This window comes from Devosia sp. YIM 151766, assembly GCF_030285925.1.
Classification (GTDB): Bacteria; Pseudomonadota; Alphaproteobacteria; order Rhizobiales; family Devosiaceae; genus Devosia.
Genome location: NZ_CP127251.1, coordinates 1,065,699 through 1,083,323 on the forward strand (window position 1 = coordinate 1,065,699; position 17,625 = coordinate 1,083,323).

General features: G+C 61.6%; 14 protein-coding genes and 1 pseudogene. 14 read left to right on the top strand and 1 reads right to left on the bottom strand.

Annotation, left to right across the window (positions count from 1 at the left end):
* Window positions 1-8 precede the first annotated feature (8 nt).
* Window positions 9-272: pseudogene (locus O9Z70_RS05095) on the bottom strand (transposase); the annotation flags it as partial.
* A gap of 217 nt (window positions 273-489) precedes the next feature.
* On the opposite strand from O9Z70_RS05095, the gene O9Z70_RS05100 reads away from it, so the two are divergent.
* From O9Z70_RS05100 to istB, 14 genes are all read left to right on the top strand, one after another.
* Window positions 490-681, top strand: a complete 192-nt coding sequence (locus tag O9Z70_RS05100) for a helix-turn-helix transcriptional regulator (protein WP_286019241.1) — start codon at window positions 490-492, stop codon at window positions 679-681.
* The gene (locus tag O9Z70_RS05105) at window positions 678-1,406 is read left to right on the top strand and encodes a helix-turn-helix domain-containing protein (protein WP_286021406.1); all 729 of its coding nucleotides are present in this window, start codon (window positions 678-680) and stop codon (window positions 1,404-1,406) included. Before O9Z70_RS05100 ends, O9Z70_RS05105 begins: the two co-directional genes overlap by 4 nt.
* Before the next feature lie 477 nt (window positions 1,407-1,883).
* Complete coding sequence (locus tag O9Z70_RS05110; protein ID WP_502870184.1) at window positions 1,884-2,333, top strand: DUF2924 domain-containing protein; 450 nt, start codon at window positions 1,884-1,886, stop codon at window positions 2,331-2,333.
* Window positions 2,330-3,652 carry a recombinase family protein gene (locus tag O9Z70_RS05115; protein ID WP_286021408.1) on the top strand — a complete coding sequence of 441 codons (1,323 nt, stop codon included), beginning with the start codon at window positions 2,330-2,332 and terminating at the stop codon, window positions 3,650-3,652. Before O9Z70_RS05110 ends, O9Z70_RS05115 begins: the two co-directional genes overlap by 4 nt.
* On the top strand, window positions 3,649-4,038 hold the full coding sequence (locus tag O9Z70_RS05120; protein WP_286021409.1) for a hypothetical protein: 390 nt from the start codon (window positions 3,649-3,651) through the stop codon (window positions 4,036-4,038). The genes O9Z70_RS05115 and O9Z70_RS05120 overlap by 4 nt, the downstream gene beginning before the upstream one ends.
* Before the next feature lie 83 nt (window positions 4,039-4,121).
* The gene (locus O9Z70_RS05125; protein WP_286021410.1) at window positions 4,122-4,325 is read left to right on the top strand and encodes a helix-turn-helix domain-containing protein; all 204 of its coding nucleotides are present in this window, start codon (window positions 4,122-4,124) and stop codon (window positions 4,323-4,325) included.
* Window positions 4,322-6,460, top strand: coding sequence for a type I restriction-modification system subunit M (locus tag O9Z70_RS05130; RefSeq protein WP_286021411.1), 2,139 nt, complete (start codon window positions 4,322-4,324; stop codon window positions 6,458-6,460). Before O9Z70_RS05125 ends, O9Z70_RS05130 begins: the two co-directional genes overlap by 4 nt.
* Window positions 6,457-7,875, top strand: coding sequence for a restriction endonuclease subunit S (locus tag O9Z70_RS05135; protein ID WP_286021412.1), 1,419 nt, complete (start codon window positions 6,457-6,459; stop codon window positions 7,873-7,875). Before O9Z70_RS05130 ends, O9Z70_RS05135 begins: the two co-directional genes overlap by 4 nt.
* 2 nt (window positions 7,876-7,877) lie before the next feature.
* Window positions 7,878-8,549, top strand: a complete 672-nt coding sequence (darT, locus tag O9Z70_RS05140; protein ID WP_286021413.1) for a type II toxin-antitoxin system toxin DNA ADP-ribosyl transferase DarT — start codon at window positions 7,878-7,880, stop codon at window positions 8,547-8,549.
* A gap of 17 nt (window positions 8,550-8,566) precedes the next feature.
* Complete coding sequence (gene darG / locus O9Z70_RS05145; RefSeq protein WP_286021414.1) at window positions 8,567-9,631, top strand: type II toxin-antitoxin system antitoxin DNA ADP-ribosyl glycohydrolase DarG; 1,065 nt, start codon at window positions 8,567-8,569, stop codon at window positions 9,629-9,631.
* Window positions 9,631-12,570, top strand: a complete 2,940-nt coding sequence (locus O9Z70_RS05150; protein ID WP_286021415.1) for a type I restriction endonuclease subunit R — start codon at window positions 9,631-9,633, stop codon at window positions 12,568-12,570. The genes darG and O9Z70_RS05150 overlap by 1 nt, the downstream gene beginning before the upstream one ends.
* 382 nt (window positions 12,571-12,952) lie before the next feature.
* On the top strand, window positions 12,953-14,365 hold the full coding sequence (locus O9Z70_RS05155) for a DUF6538 domain-containing protein (protein ID WP_286021416.1): 1,413 nt from the start codon (window positions 12,953-12,955) through the stop codon (window positions 14,363-14,365).
* Window positions 14,366-15,238: 873 nt separating this feature from the next.
* Window positions 15,239-16,741, top strand: a complete 1,503-nt coding sequence (gene istA, locus O9Z70_RS05160; protein WP_286018323.1) for an IS21 family transposase — start codon at window positions 15,239-15,241, stop codon at window positions 16,739-16,741.
* Window positions 16,741-17,469, top strand: a complete 729-nt coding sequence (gene istB, locus O9Z70_RS05165; RefSeq protein WP_286021956.1) for an IS21-like element helper ATPase IstB — start codon at window positions 16,741-16,743, stop codon at window positions 17,467-17,469. Before istA ends, istB begins: the two co-directional genes overlap by 1 nt.
* Window positions 17,470-17,625: the final 156 nt, after the last annotated feature.

Genomic DNA, 17,625 nt, shown 5'->3' on the forward strand with positions numbered 1-17,625 from the left:
CCGAAACACACCTGGGAAGCGCCAACAACATCTTCATCGGCCTGAACGGCTGCGTGGCCGCCTTCGAGCATGCGCCGCTTCCAGGCGAAGAGTTGGGAGGGGGAAATGCCGGCCTGGCGGGCCACATAGGAAACGCTCATGCCTGGCTGCATGGCTTCCTCCACCAGCCGCACCTTCTCGGCGACTGACCAGCGCCAGCGGCGCTGCACGGAGGTGATGACTTCGACCCGTCGAAACGGCTCATCGGAACTCTTGGACATAGTCGTACTCATAGGCGCATGCCTATGCCTTATCGGCTAGGCCGCCTGTCCGGTCAAAATGGGGTGCGTTCCAATGACAAGCTGTATCGGCAGCAACTCGCCCTCTTGAAGGGTGCGAACCTGCTCCGCAAGACACGCAAGAAACGCCCCCTGATTTACTGCGTGTGACAGCCCCGGTCCGATCCAGCTACGTCCGTTGGTGAACGATCCGAGTGGAAGTAATTCGACAATGACCGATGAGATCTGGAGGCTCCGCCGCGTCATGGCGGTAATCGGGATGAGCCGGAGCTGGCTCTACGAGGAAGTCGCGGCTGGCCGTTTCCCCGCTCCCCTGCAGCTTGGCCAACGCGCCATCGGCTGGCGCCGCTCGGAGGTGGAAAACTGGTTGGGGGGCCGTGTCCGCAAGGAGGGCAATCGATGAGTCAGGAAGCGTTGATCTGGCTTAACGGACTGCCTAAAGGCGAAGTGCGGCTCAAGCCAACCGCCAGACGTCTTCTCGAATGCCTGGCACTGCATCACCGCCATGAGACAGGGTGTTACATCTCGCAGGCGCGTTTGGCCAATGAAGCGGTGGTGTCGAGGGGCACCGTCAACAACTGCCTGAACGTCCTCGAACGTGAGGGGCTTATTGCACGTGAGCGCAGAGGTTCACCGGCGCGAGGCGTGATGCAGACTACGCGCTATCACTTTCCCTTCGAACCCTCATTCGAGCGCTTCAAGCGCCCTCCGGCGGTCCTCGGAGGCGCATGCCATGTGGGCCGAGTCATGAAAACATCGGACGGTGCAGCATTTGTACCGCCTACAGTGCAGGAATTGGACGCAAGTTTCAGAAATCATACTGAAAGAAAGGAAATCTTTCATCCCGACCAGTTTGTTGCGCATTGCCTCGATGCATGTGGCCCAGGCCTGTGCACAGCATCGCGCCGGATGATCACTGACACGAACGACCTGGTCATCGGTTGGCTGAAAGCGGGATACAGCCTCCAAAAGGACATTCTCCCGACGCTGCGGAAGCGGACGAGCCGGCCACGGACAAAGGAAATCAGGACCTGGGCCTACTTTACCAAGGCAATTGCCGAGGCTCATTACCGGCGGACACTTACGGCTCGCGGCGGTATCGAAACCAAAATGGGGGGCAAGGGGTGATGTCGTGCGCGAGCACCCTCCGTCCTGATGAACAGGTGAGCAGCGCCACGATTGCCACCAAGTCAGCCCGCAAGGCCTCTCCCCCCCGCTTCGGGTCCTTCCGGGCGATGGACGTATGCGGGGTGGCTTTGCCCGCTAAACCGCTAGCAGCAAAGAATTTTTCCGGGTTCGCACCCAAGGTGCGCACCTTCGGGTTCGCAGGGTACGCACCTCGTTCCGGCAATGGGTACGCAGTGTCAGGTCGCGATGGGCTGGTCCCATGTTGAAGGCTGGTCCCAATCCACTGCCACCGAACCTCATGTCGTCCCTCGAGCGCAGGCGGGCGCTTTGCGAACTATTGGCGGCCGGACTGCTGCGTCTTCGATCAAGAGAAATAAAACACAGTGAAAACAATTCGGTAGAGGAGAAATTTCGACTACACATTCGCCCGAGACCATGCGGACGTCATCGTGACGATCACAGGAGGCCCGCATGACGATGCATGACCCCATTCCCGTGCGCCTGGCCGCGCTCAAGACCGCCTCGATTACCGATCTCAAGCAGCAGTGGCGCGATCTGTTCGACAGCGAGCCGCCGCCCTTCAACCGCCGTTACCTTGAATCCCGCCTGGCCTACCGCATCCAGGAACTCGCCTATGGCGGGTTGAATCCCGAAACCATCCGGCGGCTGGAACGGCTGGGCGAGGAATTGGACGGCGGCGACAGAAAGAAGCGGAGCATCCGCGCGGACCGCGACCGCCCCATCACGGGCACGCGCCTCCTGCGCGAATGGCAGGGCGTCGAGCAGATCGTCACCGTCACCGCCGACGGCTTCGAATGGCAGGGGCGGCCCTACAAGTCGCTGTCGGCCATCGCCCGCGCTATCACCGGCACGCGCTGGAACGGCTGGGTGTTCTTCGGCCTCAAGAACCACAGGGGGCGGAAGTGACGAAGCCGCCGGATAAATCGAAGGTCGTCCGCAAGCTGCGGTGTGCTGTCTACACTCGGAAATCCTCCGAGGAAGGGCTGGAGCAGGAGTTCAACAGCCTCCACGCCCAGCGCGAAGCCTGCGAGGCGTACATCGCCAGCCAGCGGTCCGAAGGCTGGGTGCTGGTGCGCGATCAGTATGACGATGGTGGCATCTCGGGCGGCACGCTGGAAAGGCCGGGCCTGAAGCGGTTGCTGGAGGACATCGAGGACGGGTTGGTCGATGTGGTCGTGGTCTACAAGATCGACCGCCTCAGCCGCTCGCTCGCCGACTTCGCAAAGCTGGTCGAGGTGTTCGACCGGAACGGCGTGACCTTCGTTTCGGTGACGCAGTCTTTCAACACGACGACTTCCATGGGGCGACTGACGCTAAACATCCTGCTCTCCTTCGCCCAGTTCGAACGCGAGGTCACGGCGGAGCGCATCCGCGACAAGGTCGCCGCCTCTCGCCGCAAGGGCATGTGGATGGGCGGGGTACCGCCCTACGGCTACCGCGTCGAGAGCCGCAAGTTGTTGGTCGACGAGGAAGCCGCCGCGCATGTGCGATGGATCTTCGCCCGCTTCCTCGAAATCGGCTCCTGCACGGAACTGGCGCGGGAGGTCGGCACGCGCGGCATCAGCACCCCGCGCGGCAACCGGGTCGACAAGAAATACCTATACCGGATGCTGTCGAACCGCGCCTATATCGGCGAGGCGGTGCACAAGGGCGAGAGCTATCCCGGCGAGCACGACGCCATCATCGACCGCGAGATGTGGGACCGGGTCCACGCCATCCTGACCGAAAGCCCGCGCAAGCGCGCCGCCCGCACCCGGGCCGACACGCCCGCACTGTTGAAGGGGCTGCTCTACGGCCCCGATGGCGCGGCCTTCTCGCCGACGCACACCCGCAAGGGTGGCAGGCTCTACCGCTACTATGTCAGCCAGACCGTGCTGAAGCATGGCGCCGGGGCGTGTCCCATCGGCCGGGTGCCCGCGGGCGAGATCGAGGCCGCCGTCATCGACCAGCTCCGCGCCGTGTTCCGCCAGCCGGAAATCGTGGCGGGGACGTGGAAGGCGGCGCGCGCGCAGGATGGCGAGATCACCGAGGCCGAGGCCCGTGAGGCGCTGACCCGGCTCGATCCGCTGTGGGACGAACTGTTCCCCGCCGAACAGGCGCGCATCGTCGGGCTGCTGGTCGAGCGCGTCCAGATCAGCACCGAAGACCTGAACGTTCGCCTGCGCATGGACGGGCTGGTCGGGCTGGCACGCGAAATCATCACCGATGTTGGAGTTGCCGCATGACCCGCACCACCCCGATCCCCGATATCGTCACCATCCATGTCCCGTTCCGCATCATCAAGCGCGGCGGGCGGAAGGAGATGGTGTTGCCAGCAGGCGTCTCGCAACAGCGGAAGAACGACAACACGCTGGTCAAGGCGCTCGCCCGCGCCTTCCGATGGAAGCGCATGCTCGAATCGGGCGAGGCTACCACCATCGCCGAATTGGCCGAGCGTGAAGGAATCGCGGTGTCCTACGTCACCCGGCTTCTGCGACTGACACTCCTCGCACCGGACATCGTGGAGACCATTCTCGACGGGCGGCAGGGGCCGGAGGTGACGCTGGCGCGGTTGATGGAGCCGTTCCCGGTGGAGTGGGAAGCGCAAGTGCCCCGTGATGACAAGCAATGACCGAAATGGGCACTGATGGACTGGCTTACCCTGGCTTCCCCTGCTAGGATCTCCGAAATCTTCGAGAAGACAGGGATGGGGTTATGCAGACTGAATCCGCGATGACTGTTCGCGACGTTGCTGGCTACCTGAACGTCGACGAAAAGACCGTCTACCGTCTGGCCAAGCGGGGTGAACTGCCAGGCTTCAAGGTTGCAGGCTCGTGGCGCTTCAAGAGGGCCGATCTGGATGCATGGATCGATCAACAGAAGCAGGTTGCACAAAATAGTTCCGAGGGCGGGCAGTGAGCGAACTGAACATCAGCAATTTCATCTGGAACATCGCCGACGATATCCTGCGCGACGTTTATGTCCGGGGAAAGTATCGTGACGTCATTCTGCCAATGACGGTTATCCGGCGTCTCGACGCCGTCCTAGAGCCGACCAAGGACGCCGTGCTCGCAATGAAGGCCCAGCTCGACAAGGCCGGCGTTGCCAATCAGCACGCCGCGTTGTGCCAAGCCTCCGGAGAAGCGTTCTACAACACCTCGCAGTTCCGCCTGCGAGACCTCACATCCCGCGCGCGCCGGCAACAGCTGAAGGCGGACTTCGAGGCATACCTCGACGGTTTCTCCCCGAATGTCCAGGAGGTCCTGGAAAAGTTCAAGTTCCGCAATCAGATCCCGACCTTGGTCGAAGCCGATGCGCTCGGGTTCCTGCTCGAGAAGTTCCTCGATCCGTCGGTCAACCTCAGCCCGAAGCCCGTGCTGCATGCCGATGGCGCCGTTCGTCTGCCGGGCCTCGACAACCATTCCATGGGCACGATCTTTGAGGAACTGATCCGGCGCTTCAACGAAGAGAACAACGAGGAAGCTGGCGAGCACTTCACCCCGCGCGACGTGGTGGAGCTCATGTCCCATCTCATCTTCATGCCGATCGCCGACGACATCCAGTCGGGCACATACCTCGTCTATGACGGGGCATGCGGCACCGGCGGCATGCTGACCGTGGCGGAGGAAACATTCACCAGGCTCGCAACCGAACACGGCAAGGAGGTCTCGGTTCATCTGTATGGCCAGGAGGTCAACCCCGAGACCTTCGCCATCAGCAAGGCCGACCTGATCCTGAAGGGCGAAGGGCTCGAAGCCGAGAACATGAAATTCGGCTCCACGCTCTCGTCGGATGCGTTCCCGTCCCACGAGTTCGACTTCATGCTGTCGAACCCGCCCTACGGCAAATCGTGGAAGACGGACCTCGAACGCATGGGCGGGAAGAAGGACATTCGCGATCCCCGCTTCCTGATCGAACATGGCGGCGATCCGGAATTCAGCCTTATCACCCGCTCTAGTGACGGCCAGATGGTGTTTCTGGCCAACATGCTCAGCAAGATGAAGACGACTTCGTCCCTCGGCAGCCGCATTGCCGAAGTCCACAACGGATCGTCGCTCTTCACCGGCGACGCCGGATCGGGCGAAAGCAACGTTCGGCGCTGGATCATCGAGAATGACTGGCTGGAGGCCATCGTCGCCCTGCCGCTGAACATCTTCTACAACACCGGCATTGCGACCTACATCTGGGTGCTCAGCAACCGAAAGGCAGACCAGCGCCGCGGCAAGGTGCAGCTCATCGACGCCACCTCCTGGTTCAGGCCGTTGCGCAAGAACCTTGGCAAGAAGAACTGTGAACTGGGGCCCGACGATGTTCGCCGGATCACCGACGCCTTCATGCAGGGCCGTGAGGACGAGACGTCGAAAATCTTCCCCAACGCTACGTTCGGCTACTGGAAGGTCACCATCGAACGCCCGTTGCGCCTGAAGGTCGAACTGTCGGAGGTCGCGCTGCGCCGCTTCCGCAAGGCCTGCGCCGATGTGGGCGAGGCCGATCTGGCGCGCGCTGTCGAGGCCGTGGCCGAGCATGCGGGCGCCGGCCCGCATCTCGACTTCAACCTGTTCGCCGAGCAGGTCGAGGCGGCGGCCGCCGGGCTTGGCATCCGGATGACAGCCAAGCGGCAGAAGGTGCTGATGTCGGTGCTGGGGGTGAAGGCGGCCGAGGCGGCGCCGGTCATCCGGAAGGTCTCGAAGCCGAAACCCGGCACTGACGTCGACCACGACGCGCTTCACGGCAGCTATCGCACCACCATCGACGGCAAGCAGGTGGTGGTGGAATACGAGCCGGATTCGGAGCTGCGGGACACCGAGCAGGTGCCGTTCCTTGAAGATGGCGGGATCGAGGCCTTCGTCCGGTGCGAGGTGCTGCCCCATGCGCCCGACGCCTGGATCGACGCATCGAAGACGGTGATCGGCTACGAGATCAGCTTCACGCGGCACTTCTACAAGCCGCAGCCGCTGCGAACGCTCGACCAGATTGAGGCGGATATCCGCGCACTGGAGCAGGAAACGGAGGGCCTGCTAGAGGACGTGCTGGTCGGAGGCCGGGGCGCATGACGGCACGCGCGCTCACCGTGGCACCGTCGGCGGAATGTAAGGGGCTTGCCCCCTACGCCTCCTATCGCGACAGCGGATTGCCCTGGCTCGGCGCGATCCCGTCCCATTGGGACGTGCGGCGCAACGGCCGCCTGTTTGCCGAGCGCGTCGAGACCGGCTTCGAGGATCTGCCGATCCTGGAGGTTTCGCTGCGCACGGGCGTCCGGGTCCGCGACATGGAGAATGGCGCGCGGAAACAGCAGATGGCGGACCGCAGCAAGTACAAGCGTGCCGCCAAAGGTGACATCGCCTACAACATGATGCGCATGTGGCAGGGCGCGGTGGGCGTGGCACCCGAGGACGGCCTGATCAGCCCGGCCTATGTCGTCGCGCGACCGTTCCCCGAGGTCGATCCGCGCTACTTCACCTATCTTTTCCGCACCCCCGCCTACATGCGCGAGGTGAACAAGTTCTCGCGGGGCATTGTCTCGGATCGCAACCGGCTCTATTGGGACGAGTTCAAGCAGATGCCGTCTGCCTTTCCTCCGACCGGGGAGCAGACCCGGATCGCGGATTCCCTTGATGCCCATGGCCGTCTGACGGCCCGCCTGATCCGCAACAAGCGGCGGCTGATCGGGCTGTTGAACGAGCAGAAGCAGGCGATCATCAACCGCGCCGTCACACGCGGCGTGAACCTCGACGCCCCGATGAAGCCCACCGGCATCGACTGGATGCCCGAGGTTCCGGCGCATTGGGAAGTGAAGCGACTGAAGACGCTGGTCCGTAACGTCACAGAACAAACGAACGCATTGCACGAGGGTGAAACCTACATCGCGCTTGAGCATGTGAAGAGCTGGACGGGTGAGATTACCCCTCCGGGCGATGACATTGCTTTCGATAGCCAAGTGAAGCGTTTCGCGTCTGGTGATGTACTCTTCGGCAAACTCCGTCCTTACCTCGCCAAGGTAACCCGACCCGAACAAGCTGGTGTGTGTGTTGGCGAGTTTCTGGTGCTAAGGTCCACGAAGGAAGCGCCCATGGCGGAGTTCCTTGAGGTGAAGCTTCGCTCGAAGACCATAGTCGATATCGTGAACAGCTCGACCTTCGGGGCCAAGATGCCCCGAGCCGAATGGGGCTTTATCGGCAATCTCCGCTTTGCATATCCGCCCAGCCAGGAGGAACAGGCTGAAATTCTCGATTCCATTGCGTCGGAGACTCGTGCGGTCAGCACTGCAATCAGCAGAACCGAGAACGAGATTACGCTGATTAGTGAGTACCGCGAGCGCCTGATTGCCGATGTCGTCACCGGCAAGCTGGACCTGCGCCACATCGAAATCGCGGCGCCCGGCGACGAGCCGGCCATCGACGAGGACGACGCGCTGGACGAGGACCTGGACGCCGCGGACACGGAAGACCTGGCGGAGGCCGAGGACTGACCATGCCGCCGCCCGCCGCCCCGAAGATCTATCACATCGTGCATGTGGACCGGCTGTCCTCGATCATCGCCGCGGGCGGTCTGCTGTGCGATGCCGAGATCGTCCGGCGCGCGGCCGCCAACCCGGCCATGGGCACCACCATCGGGATGACCAGCATCAAGGAACGGCGGCTGAACGAGCTCGAACTGTCCAGCCACCCCGGCCTGCGGGTCGGCGGCTGCGTGCCCTTCTACTTCTGCCCGCGCTCGATCATGCTCTATCTGATCCATTGCGCGAACCATGCCGAGCTTGCCTATCGCGGCGGTCAGGGGCCGATCGTCCATCTGGAGGCCGACCTGCGCGACAGCGTCGCCTGGGCGGAGCGCAACCGGTCCCGCTGGGCCTTCACCCTGTCGAACGCCGGGGCCTATTACTTCGAGGACAGGGCCGACCTCGGGCAGCTTGATGCGATCAACTGGGACGCGGTCCAGACGAACCGCTGGGCGGGGAACGGCATCTCGCGCTCGGTCAAGGAAGGCAAGCAGGCGGAATTTCTCGTGGAACGGGCTTTTCCATGGCAGCTTGTGACCAGGATCGGGGTAAGGTCGCAGCAGGTCTACGGGCAAGTCAGGGCGGCGTTGCAGGCGGCCATCCATAAACCGCATGTCGAAATCAAGCCGGATTGGTACTATTGATGGGGAGGGAGGCAGCGATGTTCGAATACAAGACGGGCGATATTCTGGCCGCAGATGCTGACGCCCTGGTGAATACGGTGAATTGCGTTGGCGTGATGGGCCGGGGGATCGCGCTTCAGTTCAAGAACGCGTTTCCGGAGAATTTCCGCGCCTACGAGCAAGCCTGCAAGCGCGAGGAAGTCCGGCCCGGCCATATGTTCGTCTTCGAGACCGGCCAGCTGACCAGCCCGCGATACATCGTCAACTTCCCGACCAAGCGCCACTGGCGCGGCAAGAGCCGTATGGAGGACATCGACGCGGGGCTGAAGGATCTGCAACGGGTGATCCGGGAGAAGAAGATTCGCTCGATCGCCATCCCCCCGCTTGGCAGCGGGCTGGGGGGGCTCGACTGGAATGAGGTCCGGCCAAGGATCGAAGAGGCGCTGCGCGGCTTCAACGACCTGCATGTCATCATCTACCAGCCGAATGGCGCACCGGAACCGGCCCAGATGGCAAGGCGGCAGACGGCACCGAACATGACCCCCGGCCGTGCGGCGCTGGTCGGCCTGATGGACCGGTACCTCAGCGGGCTGCTGGACCCGTTCGTGACGCTGCTTGAAGTGCACAAGCTCATGTACTTCATGAAAGTCAGCGGCGAGCCGTCGATGGAGCGGCTCCGGGTAGTGAAGGGCCCATACGGCCCGTATTCGGAGAACCTGACCCACGTCCTGCGCGAGATCGAAGGATATTTCGTCTCCGGCTACCGCGACGGGGGCGATGCGCCCAACAAGCAGCTCGAGCTTGTGCCGGGAGCGGTGAAGGACGCCGACGAATTCCTCGGAGAGCATCCGGACACGCGGGCCCGTTTCGACAAGGTGGCCAGCCTCGTCGAAGGCTTCGAGACGCCATTCGGGCTTGAGCTTTTGTCAACGGTCCACTGGGTGATCACGCACGAGTCCCCGCACTCGATCAACGAGGCGGTCTCCAAGGTCTACGGGTGGAATGATCGCAAGAAACAGTTCTCGCCGAGGCAAGTCGCACTGGCGGCGGAGGTCCTTCAGAAGAAGGGCTGGATCGATGCCGGTGCATTGCAGGCGGGCTGATGACGACGGACACCAGCGAGAAAGGCCTCGAAGCCCTCATCGTCCGCTCGCTCATTGACGAGGCGGGTTACGTCGCCGGGGCTTCGAAGGATTTCGACCGGGACCACGCCGTTGATCTGACGAAGCTGTTCGACTTCCTCAACGCGACACAGCCCGAGGCTGTCGAGGCGCTCGGCATCGGCGAGGATGGACCGAAGCGGCTGCAGTTCCTGCACCGGCTGCAGGGCGAGATCGCCAAGCGCGGCGTCATCGACGTGTTGCGCAATGGTGTGAAGCACGGCCCCGGCTCCGTGGAGTTGTTCTTCGGTACACCAACCCCGGGCAACGCGAGGGCCGAGGCGCTGTTCGCCGCCAACATCTTCAGCGTCACCCGCCAGCTGCATTATTCCAAGGACGCGACCAAGCTGTCGCTCGATGTAGCCGTCTTCATCAACGGCCTGCCCGTGGCCACCTTCGAGTTGAAGAACAGCCTGACCAAGCAGACGGTCGAGGACGCGATCGAGCAATACAAGCGCGACCGCAATCCGAAGGAGTTACTGTTCCAGTTCGGCCGCTGCGTCGTCCACTTCGCCGTGGACGATCACGAGGTGCGGATGTGCACGCAGCTGAAGGGCAAGACGTCCTGGTTCCTGCCCTTCAACAAGGGCTGGAACGATGGCGCAGGCAACCCACCGAACCCCCATGGGCTGAAGACCGACTACCTGTGGAAGGAGTACCTGACGAAGCGGAACCTCACCGACATCCTGGAAAACTATGCCCAGGTGGTCGAAGAGGTCGACGAGCGCGGCAAGAAGAAGCCGCCGAAGCAGGTCTTCCCGCGATTCCATCAGCTGGACGTGGTGCGCAAGCTGCTGGCCGACGCCGAAGCGAAGGGCGCCGGGAAGCGTTACCTGATCCAGCACTCGGCCGGATCAGGAAAGAGCAACTCGATTGCCTGGCTCGCTCATCAGTTGATCGGCCTGGAGACCGGCGGACGGATGACCTTCGACTCGGTCATAGTGGTCACCGACCGGCGGGTGCTGGACAAGCAGATCCGCGACACGATCAAGCAGTTCGCGCAGGTGTCGTCGGTGGTGGGCCACGCCGAGAAGTCCGGTGACCTGCGGGCTTTCCTCACGGCCGGCAAGAAGATCATCATCACAACGGTGCAGAAGTTTCCCTTCATCCTCGACGAAATTGGCGACGAGCACCGCGGGCGAACCTTCGCCATCATCATCGACGAGGCGCATTCAAGCCAAGGCGGCCGCACCGCCGCGAAGATGAACATCGCGCTCGCCGCGAATGGGGCCGAAGAGGAAGAAGAGACCGTTGAGGACGCCATCAACCGTCTGATGGAAGCGCGGAAGGTGCTGCCGAACGCCAGCTATTTTGCGTTCACCGCGACGCCCAAGAATAAGACGCTGGAGGTGTTCGGCGCCCCGGTCCCGCAGGGGGACAAGGTCAAGCACGTGCCGTTCCACAGCTACACGATGAAGCAGGCGATCCAGGAGGGCTTCATCCTCGATGTGCTGAAGCATTATACGCCGGTCGACAGCTTCTATCGGCTAATGAAGACGGTCGAGGATGATCCAAGGTTCGATACCAAACGGGCGCAGAAGAAGCTGCGCAAGTATGTCGAATCCCATGACCATGCGATCCGCAAGAAGGCCGAGATTATGGTCGATCACTTCCACGACCAGGTCATGGCGCACCGCAAGATCGGCGGAGCAGCCCGTGCAATGGTCATCACCAACGGGATTCAGCGCGCGATCCAGTACTTCCATGCCTTTCAAGCGTATCTGAAGGAGCGCAAGAGCCCGCACCAAGCCATCGTCGCCTTTTCGGGCGAACATGAGTATGGCGGCCACAAGGTCACCGAGGCGACGCTGAACGGTTTTCCGAGCAGCCAGATCGAGCAACTGATCCAGAAGGATCCGTACCGCTTCCTGATCGTCGCGGACAAATTCCAGACCGGCTACGACGAGCCGCTGCTGCACACCATGTACGTGGACAAGACGCTGTCCGGGGTGAAGGCGGTGCAGACCCTGTCTCGATTGAACCGGGCGCATCCGCAGAAGCACGACACCTTTGTTCTCGACTTCATGAATGACTTTGACGCGATCAAGACGTCGTTCGAGCCGTATTATCGCACCACGATCCTCAGCGAGGAAACCGACCCCGACAAGCTGCACGACCTGAGGGCCGCACTGGACGGTTACCAAGTCTACGGGTGGGATCAGGTGGAAGACCTGGTGGCGCTCTATCTCGGCGGCGCAGACCGGGACAAGCTCGACCCGATTCTCGACGCCTGCGTCGCCGTCTACAAGGCGGATCTCGACGAGGATGGGCAGGTCGACTTCAAGGGCAAGGCGAAGGCGTTCACGAGGACCTACGGCTTCCTGGCCGCGATCCTTCCCTACAGCAATGCCGCTTGGGAGAAGCTGTCGATCTTCCTGAACTTCCTGACGCCGAAGTTGCCGGCTCCCGAGGAGCAGGACCTGTCGAAGGGCATTCTCGAGGCAATCGACATGGACAGCTATCGGGTCGAAGCTCAGGCAACCATGGCCATCGTGCTGCCGGATGCGGATGCTGAGATTGGCCCCGTGCCAACAAGCGGGGGCGGCGGCAGGCCAGAGCCAGAGCTCGACCTGCTGAGTAACATCCTCAAGATCTTCAACGAGATGTTCGGCAACATCGAGTGGAAGGACAAAGACAAGATCGGGAAGGTGATTGCAGAGGAACTGCCTGCGAAAGTCTCAGCGGACAGAGCGTATCAGAACGCCATGAAGAATTCCGACAAGCAGAACGCCCGGATCGAGCATGACAAGGCGCTTGAACGCGCAGTGATCGAGCTGCTATCCGACCACACCGAGTTGTTCAAGCAGTTCTCCGACAATCCGTCGTTCAAGAAGTGGCTGTCCGAAACGATCTTCACAGCGACATACGCCGACGCATCGTAACGGTGCGACCAAAAAAGTTCGACGTGAGGGGCGACAGGAAGCGAAGGGAACCGGGATCGGAGTCCGCACCGGTACGAAATATAATCGTTAATATACAGATGCTTATAAGCTGTTCACCGAAACCGGACAGTCAACAGGTCCGGAGAATATCGACCCCGAGAGAGCGCTTTCGGGCCTCTTGGCGTCGAGGCCAGTGCTCAGCCCCTCCTGCATAACCCTCGAATACAACGGGAAAATCCGGCCGGAGCCGGATCGGGAGAACGCTTTCGCGAGGGCGAGTGGCGGAGAGGAAGGGACACTCGCGGCTCAGAGATAAAAGTGCACAGACCTCTTGATTTCCAGTCTCCTCCCTCCACTTATGGGGGCACAAAGCGGGGGCACAATGACGGAGAGCAAGGAGTATCTTGAGCTTCATAGGGGGAAGTACCGGGTGCGTATCCGGGTCCCCGATGCCGTACGCCATCTTTTCGGCGGCAAGCGATACCTCAAGCAGTCACTAGGCACTGGAAACCTCAAGACCGCCAACGTCTTGAAGGGCGAGCACGTATCCCGCTTCAAGCTCCAGATTGCTCAGGCCGTAGATAGCGTCCAACCGGGAGCGACAATGTGGGAGGAAGCAAAGGTTCTCCGCACCCGGCACCGCGTTCCCACCACAAGTCCAACTGTTGATACGGCGTACGAGATTGTCCAAAGGGCTGAGCAATTGGTCCGGTCTCAGGGTCTTGAGACGGCAAAGGCGTTTGCGGACACCGCGTTCGGACGCACCACCCCTCTCTCCGACCACCTAGAAGACTTCATAGGAGATAAGCCTTATAGGCCGAAGTCTGTGTTGGACCTCAGGCGTGGCATGAAGTGGCTGGCCGATTGGATGGCCAAGAAGCACCTGCCGCTCACGCTTGAGGCTGTAACCCAGCCGGTAGCTGGGGACTTCATGCGTCATCTCGTGGTTACGCGTCAGCTCGACCGAAAGAACGCCGGAAAGTACATATCCTTTCTGCGATCCTACTGGGGATGGATGGAGGAACAGGGTCATCGCCCGCGCAACTCCAGCCCGTGGCTTGGCAAACTTCCCGAGGCCAAGGGTCCAGGTCGTGGGATCGTTCTTGAGCCTGATGGCGGCAAGCGGGCTTTCGCAGAGGCCGAAATGCGGAAGCTACTCGGCGGGACACCAAAGGAGCATATCGCGGACCTCGTGAGGATTGCTGCCCTAAGTGGAATGCGACTGGAAGAATGCTACCTTTTGAGGGTCCGCGATGTTGCAGGCGACGTGTTTACCGTGCGCGACGGCAAGACCGTGAATGCCGTACGAACTGTGCCAATCCACCCCGCACTTAGACCCATCATAAAGCGCCTCAAGAAAGACAAGCAGGAGACAGACTTCCTGTTGGACCCTGAAGCCGAAATCGTGGAGCACACCGACATCAGGTCGCAGGCGGCAAGTAAGGCCTTTGGGTATTACCGCCGGGCGCTGGGGGTCGATGAAAGGCCGAACGGGAAGCCCAAATCCAATGTGGACTTCCACAGCTTCAGGCGTTGGTTCATGCTACAAGCTCGCAACGCATTGCTGGCCGGCGCTAAGGGATACACTGAGTGGACCCTTGCGGATGTCGTAGGTCACAGCAAGGACGATCTGCCTCTCCAACTCACCATGTCGCATTATCCGGGGCCGTCACCGGAAGCTGCGAAGAGGGCCTGTGTGGAGGCCGTAAAGCTCCCATTGCCCTTGAACTCAGACACCTCATCACCATCTACCCACGACGCAAACGAAGAGGGGGAACTTCATGCCAGGACCTAAGGCTCTCCACAGGCAGCGTCTTGGCATCGGCCAGCCTGGAGATGGCGACGCTCAGCCTCTCCACCAGCTCACACCTGTTGGCGAGCGGAAGGCTGAAGAGAAGAGGCGGAGGGCGCGTCCGAAGCAGCCGATCAAGGCTAATGGTGATGGTCTGACGGACTGGCTCATCAAGCACCTAAACCAGGCATGGTCCCCGAAGTCGGCTCGTGAGTTGGTCGCAGCATGGTACGCACACTGGCGAGGCCGCCCCGATAAGCCGGAGGGGATTATCAAGAAGAATATGACCCGCCATGTTGATAGGGCCTCGAAGTGGTTGGACCGCAAGGTACTGAGGGGTGAGATAGCCGTCTACGACAACGGCGGGGAGTGGAACGCCAAACGCTATTATAAGCCAGACGGCGTAAGGCTTCGGCAGCGCGGCGCACCATCACCATCTGAGATTTCCTCGGATGCAGAATTGTAATTTCTCTAACCTAATCAGCTTTCTAGAATTAGTCTCGTACTAGAAATAACAATATGTGTTGCCTACGCGGCTCCATTAGGTAGCCATCAGAATAGCGGCCATTTATCAAACCGTACAAAATACGCGACGAGCGGGGCCGTTATGCTCGACAACCCGTTGCCGTTAAGCTCACACGAGTTGGGCTCTTAAACGTTATCCCATCAGTGTTCCCTCCTGATGCCTTTGCGCACAGCGGGACCACCACTTCACCTCCATTCATCACCATCAGCCACCCCGAAAGGAAGGCCATATGTGTGTTTCGGCATGCAAATTTGACCCCTTACCGGGGGTAATCGGCGTCCAATATTGACCCCCCATTTTGTGTTTTAGGCAGACTGTCCGTCCTTTGGTTTGGGATAGGCGGTTGGGGGATGAAGTGCGTGGATACGATTGCACGGGTTCGTCGGGCATATTTTGTGCAGGGCAAGTCCATCAAGCAGATTGAGCGGGAGTTGCATGTTGCGCGCAACACGGTGCGCAAGATCATCCGGTCGGGTGAGACGAGCTTTTCCTATGAGCGTGAGAAGCAGCCGCTGCCCCGGATCGGTCCGTGGCAGGGGGATCTGGATAAGCTATTGCTGGCCAATGAAGGGAAGGCTGCGCGTGAGCGGCTGACGCTGATCCGGGTGTTCGAGGAACTCACGGGACTGGGCTATTCGGGCAGCTACGATGCAGTTCGTCGCTATGCCCGGAACTGGGATCAGGATCGCTCCGCTACGGTTGCATCCGCCTTCGTGCCGCTGAGCTTTGCGCCGGGCGAGGCCTACCAGTTCGACTGGAGCCACGACGTGGTGCTGATCAACGGCACCACGGTGACGGTCAAGGTCGCCCATGTCCGGCTCTGCCATAGCCGGATGCTGTTCGTGCGGGCCTATCCACGCGAGACCCAGGAGATGGTGTTCGACGCTCATGATCGGGCCTTCGCCTTCTTCAAGGGCACCTGCACGCGCGGCATCTACGACAACATGAAGACGGCGGTCGATACGATCCTGGTGGGCAAGGATCGAGTCTACAATCGCCGGTTCCTGCAGATGTGCGGGCATTATCTGATCGACCCTGTGGCCTGCACACCCGCCTCAGGTTGGGAGAAGGGCCAGGTCGAGAACCAGGTCGGGCTGGTGCGGGAGCGCTTCTTCACGCCCCGCCTGCGCGTGAGCAGCTATGACGAGCTCAATGCCCTGCTGCTGGACAAGACCATTGCCTATGCCCGGGCGCATCGCCATCCCGAGTTCCGCGACCAGACCATCTGGGAAGCCTTCGAGGCAGAGCGCGGCAGTCTGGTGCCTTATGCCGGCCGGTTCGACGGCTTCCATGCGGTGACGGCCTCGGTCTCCAAGACCTGCCTGGTTCGGTTCGATAACAACAAGTACTCGGTGATGGCCAGTGCGGTGGGGCGACCGGTCGAGATCCGGGCCTATGCCGATCGGATCGAGCTGCGTCAGGACGGCAGGCCAGTGGGTGAACATCCCCGCATCTTCGGTCGCGACCAGACCGTCTATGACCCCTGGCATTACGTGCCGGTGCTGGCGCGCAAGCCCGGCGCCTGGCGCAATGGCGCGCCCTTCAAGGACTGGGTGCTGCCGGCCAGCATCGAGAAGATCCGGCGCCGGTTGGGCTCGGCAACCGATGGGGGCCGGCAGATGGTCACCATCCTGACCGCCGTGCTCAGCGATGGCTTGCCGGCGGTCGAGGCGGCCTGTGCCGAGGCGCTGCGTGAAGGGGTCTGCTCCGCCGATATCGTGCTCAACATCCTGGCCCGGCAGCGCGAACCCCGCAGCCCGGTCACCATCCTCAATACCCCACAGGCCCTCCGGCTCCGCGTCGAGCCCATGGCCGACTGTTCCCGCTACGACAGCCTGAGGAGGGCAATATGATGGAACGCTCCGAGATCCTGACCACCATGAACACGCTCAAGCTCTATGGCATGAAGAGCGCCTATGACGAGATCATCGCCACGGCGATCAAACGCGAGCATCAGCCCGCTCGCATCGTCTCGGACCTGCTCACCTCCGAGATCGCCGAGAAGCAGGCCCGCTCGATCAAGTACCAGATGACCATCGCCAAGCTGCCCCTGGCCAAGGACATCGACGACTTCACCTTCGAAGGCACTGGCATCAACGAGACCCTGGTGCGCGATCTGGCCGCCGGCAACTTCCTGGCCATGCAGCGTAACCTGGTGCTGGTCGGTGGTACCGGAACTGGCAAGACCCATCTGGCGATCGCCATTGCCCGGGCCTGCATCCGCAACGGCGCGCGAGGCCGCTTCTTCAACGTCGTCGATCTGGTCAACCGGCTCGAGGCAGAGACCCGCGCCGGTCGGCAGGGGCGCCTGGCCGACTATATGGGCCGCAAGGACGTCGTCGTGCTCGATGAACTGGGCTATCTGCCCTTCGCCCAGTCAGGAGGCCAGTTGCTGTTCCACCTGATCAGCCGCCTCTACGAGCAGACCTCGGTCATCGTCACCACCAACCTCACCTTCGGGGAATGGCCGTCCGTCTTCGGCGACGCCAAGATGACCACGGCGCTGCTCGACCGGCTCACCCATCACTGCGATATCGTCGAAACCGGCAACGACAGCTGGCGCTTCAAAAACCGTATCTGACATCCTGCCCCCGCGGGCCGGATAGCGCCGCAACCCTGACCAGCTCTGCCATCCGCCCCGCTCCACAGCCATCCAATAAGGGGGTCAATATTGGGCGCCGATAAGGGGTCAAAGTTCGGTGCCGATTGACAAGGCCTTTGCCTTAGACCGATAGTT

What these genes read in the sequence shown, in the direction of transcription:
- istB (WP_286021956.1), top strand. Translation starts at nt 16,741, where the DNA reads ATGGAACGCTCCGAGATCCTGACCACCATGAACACGCTCAAGCTCTAT.
- darG (WP_286021414.1), top strand. Translation starts at nt 8,567, where the DNA reads ATGTTCGAATACAAGACGGGCGATATTCTGGCCGCAGATGCTGACGCC.
- istA (WP_286018323.1), top strand. Translation starts at nt 15,239, where the DNA reads ATGAAGTGCGTGGATACGATTGCACGGGTTCGTCGGGCATATTTTGTG.
- O9Z70_RS05120 (WP_286021409.1), top strand. Translation starts at nt 3,649, where the DNA reads ATGACCCGCACCACCCCGATCCCCGATATCGTCACCATCCATGTCCCG.
- O9Z70_RS05105 (WP_286021406.1), top strand. Translation starts at nt 678, where the DNA reads ATGAGTCAGGAAGCGTTGATCTGGCTTAACGGACTGCCTAAAGGCGAA.
- O9Z70_RS05125 (WP_286021410.1), top strand. Translation starts at nt 4,122, where the DNA reads ATGCAGACTGAATCCGCGATGACTGTTCGCGACGTTGCTGGCTACCTG.
- O9Z70_RS05150 (WP_286021415.1), top strand. Translation starts at nt 9,631, where the DNA reads ATGACGACGGACACCAGCGAGAAAGGCCTCGAAGCCCTCATCGTCCGC.
- O9Z70_RS05135 (WP_286021412.1), top strand. Translation starts at nt 6,457, where the DNA reads ATGACGGCACGCGCGCTCACCGTGGCACCGTCGGCGGAATGTAAGGGG.
- darT (WP_286021413.1), top strand. Translation starts at nt 7,878, where the DNA reads ATGCCGCCGCCCGCCGCCCCGAAGATCTATCACATCGTGCATGTGGAC.
- O9Z70_RS05100 (WP_286019241.1), top strand. Translation starts at nt 490, where the DNA reads ATGACCGATGAGATCTGGAGGCTCCGCCGCGTCATGGCGGTAATCGGG.
- O9Z70_RS05155 (WP_286021416.1), top strand. Translation starts at nt 12,953, where the DNA reads ATGACGGAGAGCAAGGAGTATCTTGAGCTTCATAGGGGGAAGTACCGG.
- O9Z70_RS05110 (WP_502870184.1), top strand. Translation starts at nt 1,884, where the DNA reads ATGCATGACCCCATTCCCGTGCGCCTGGCCGCGCTCAAGACCGCCTCG.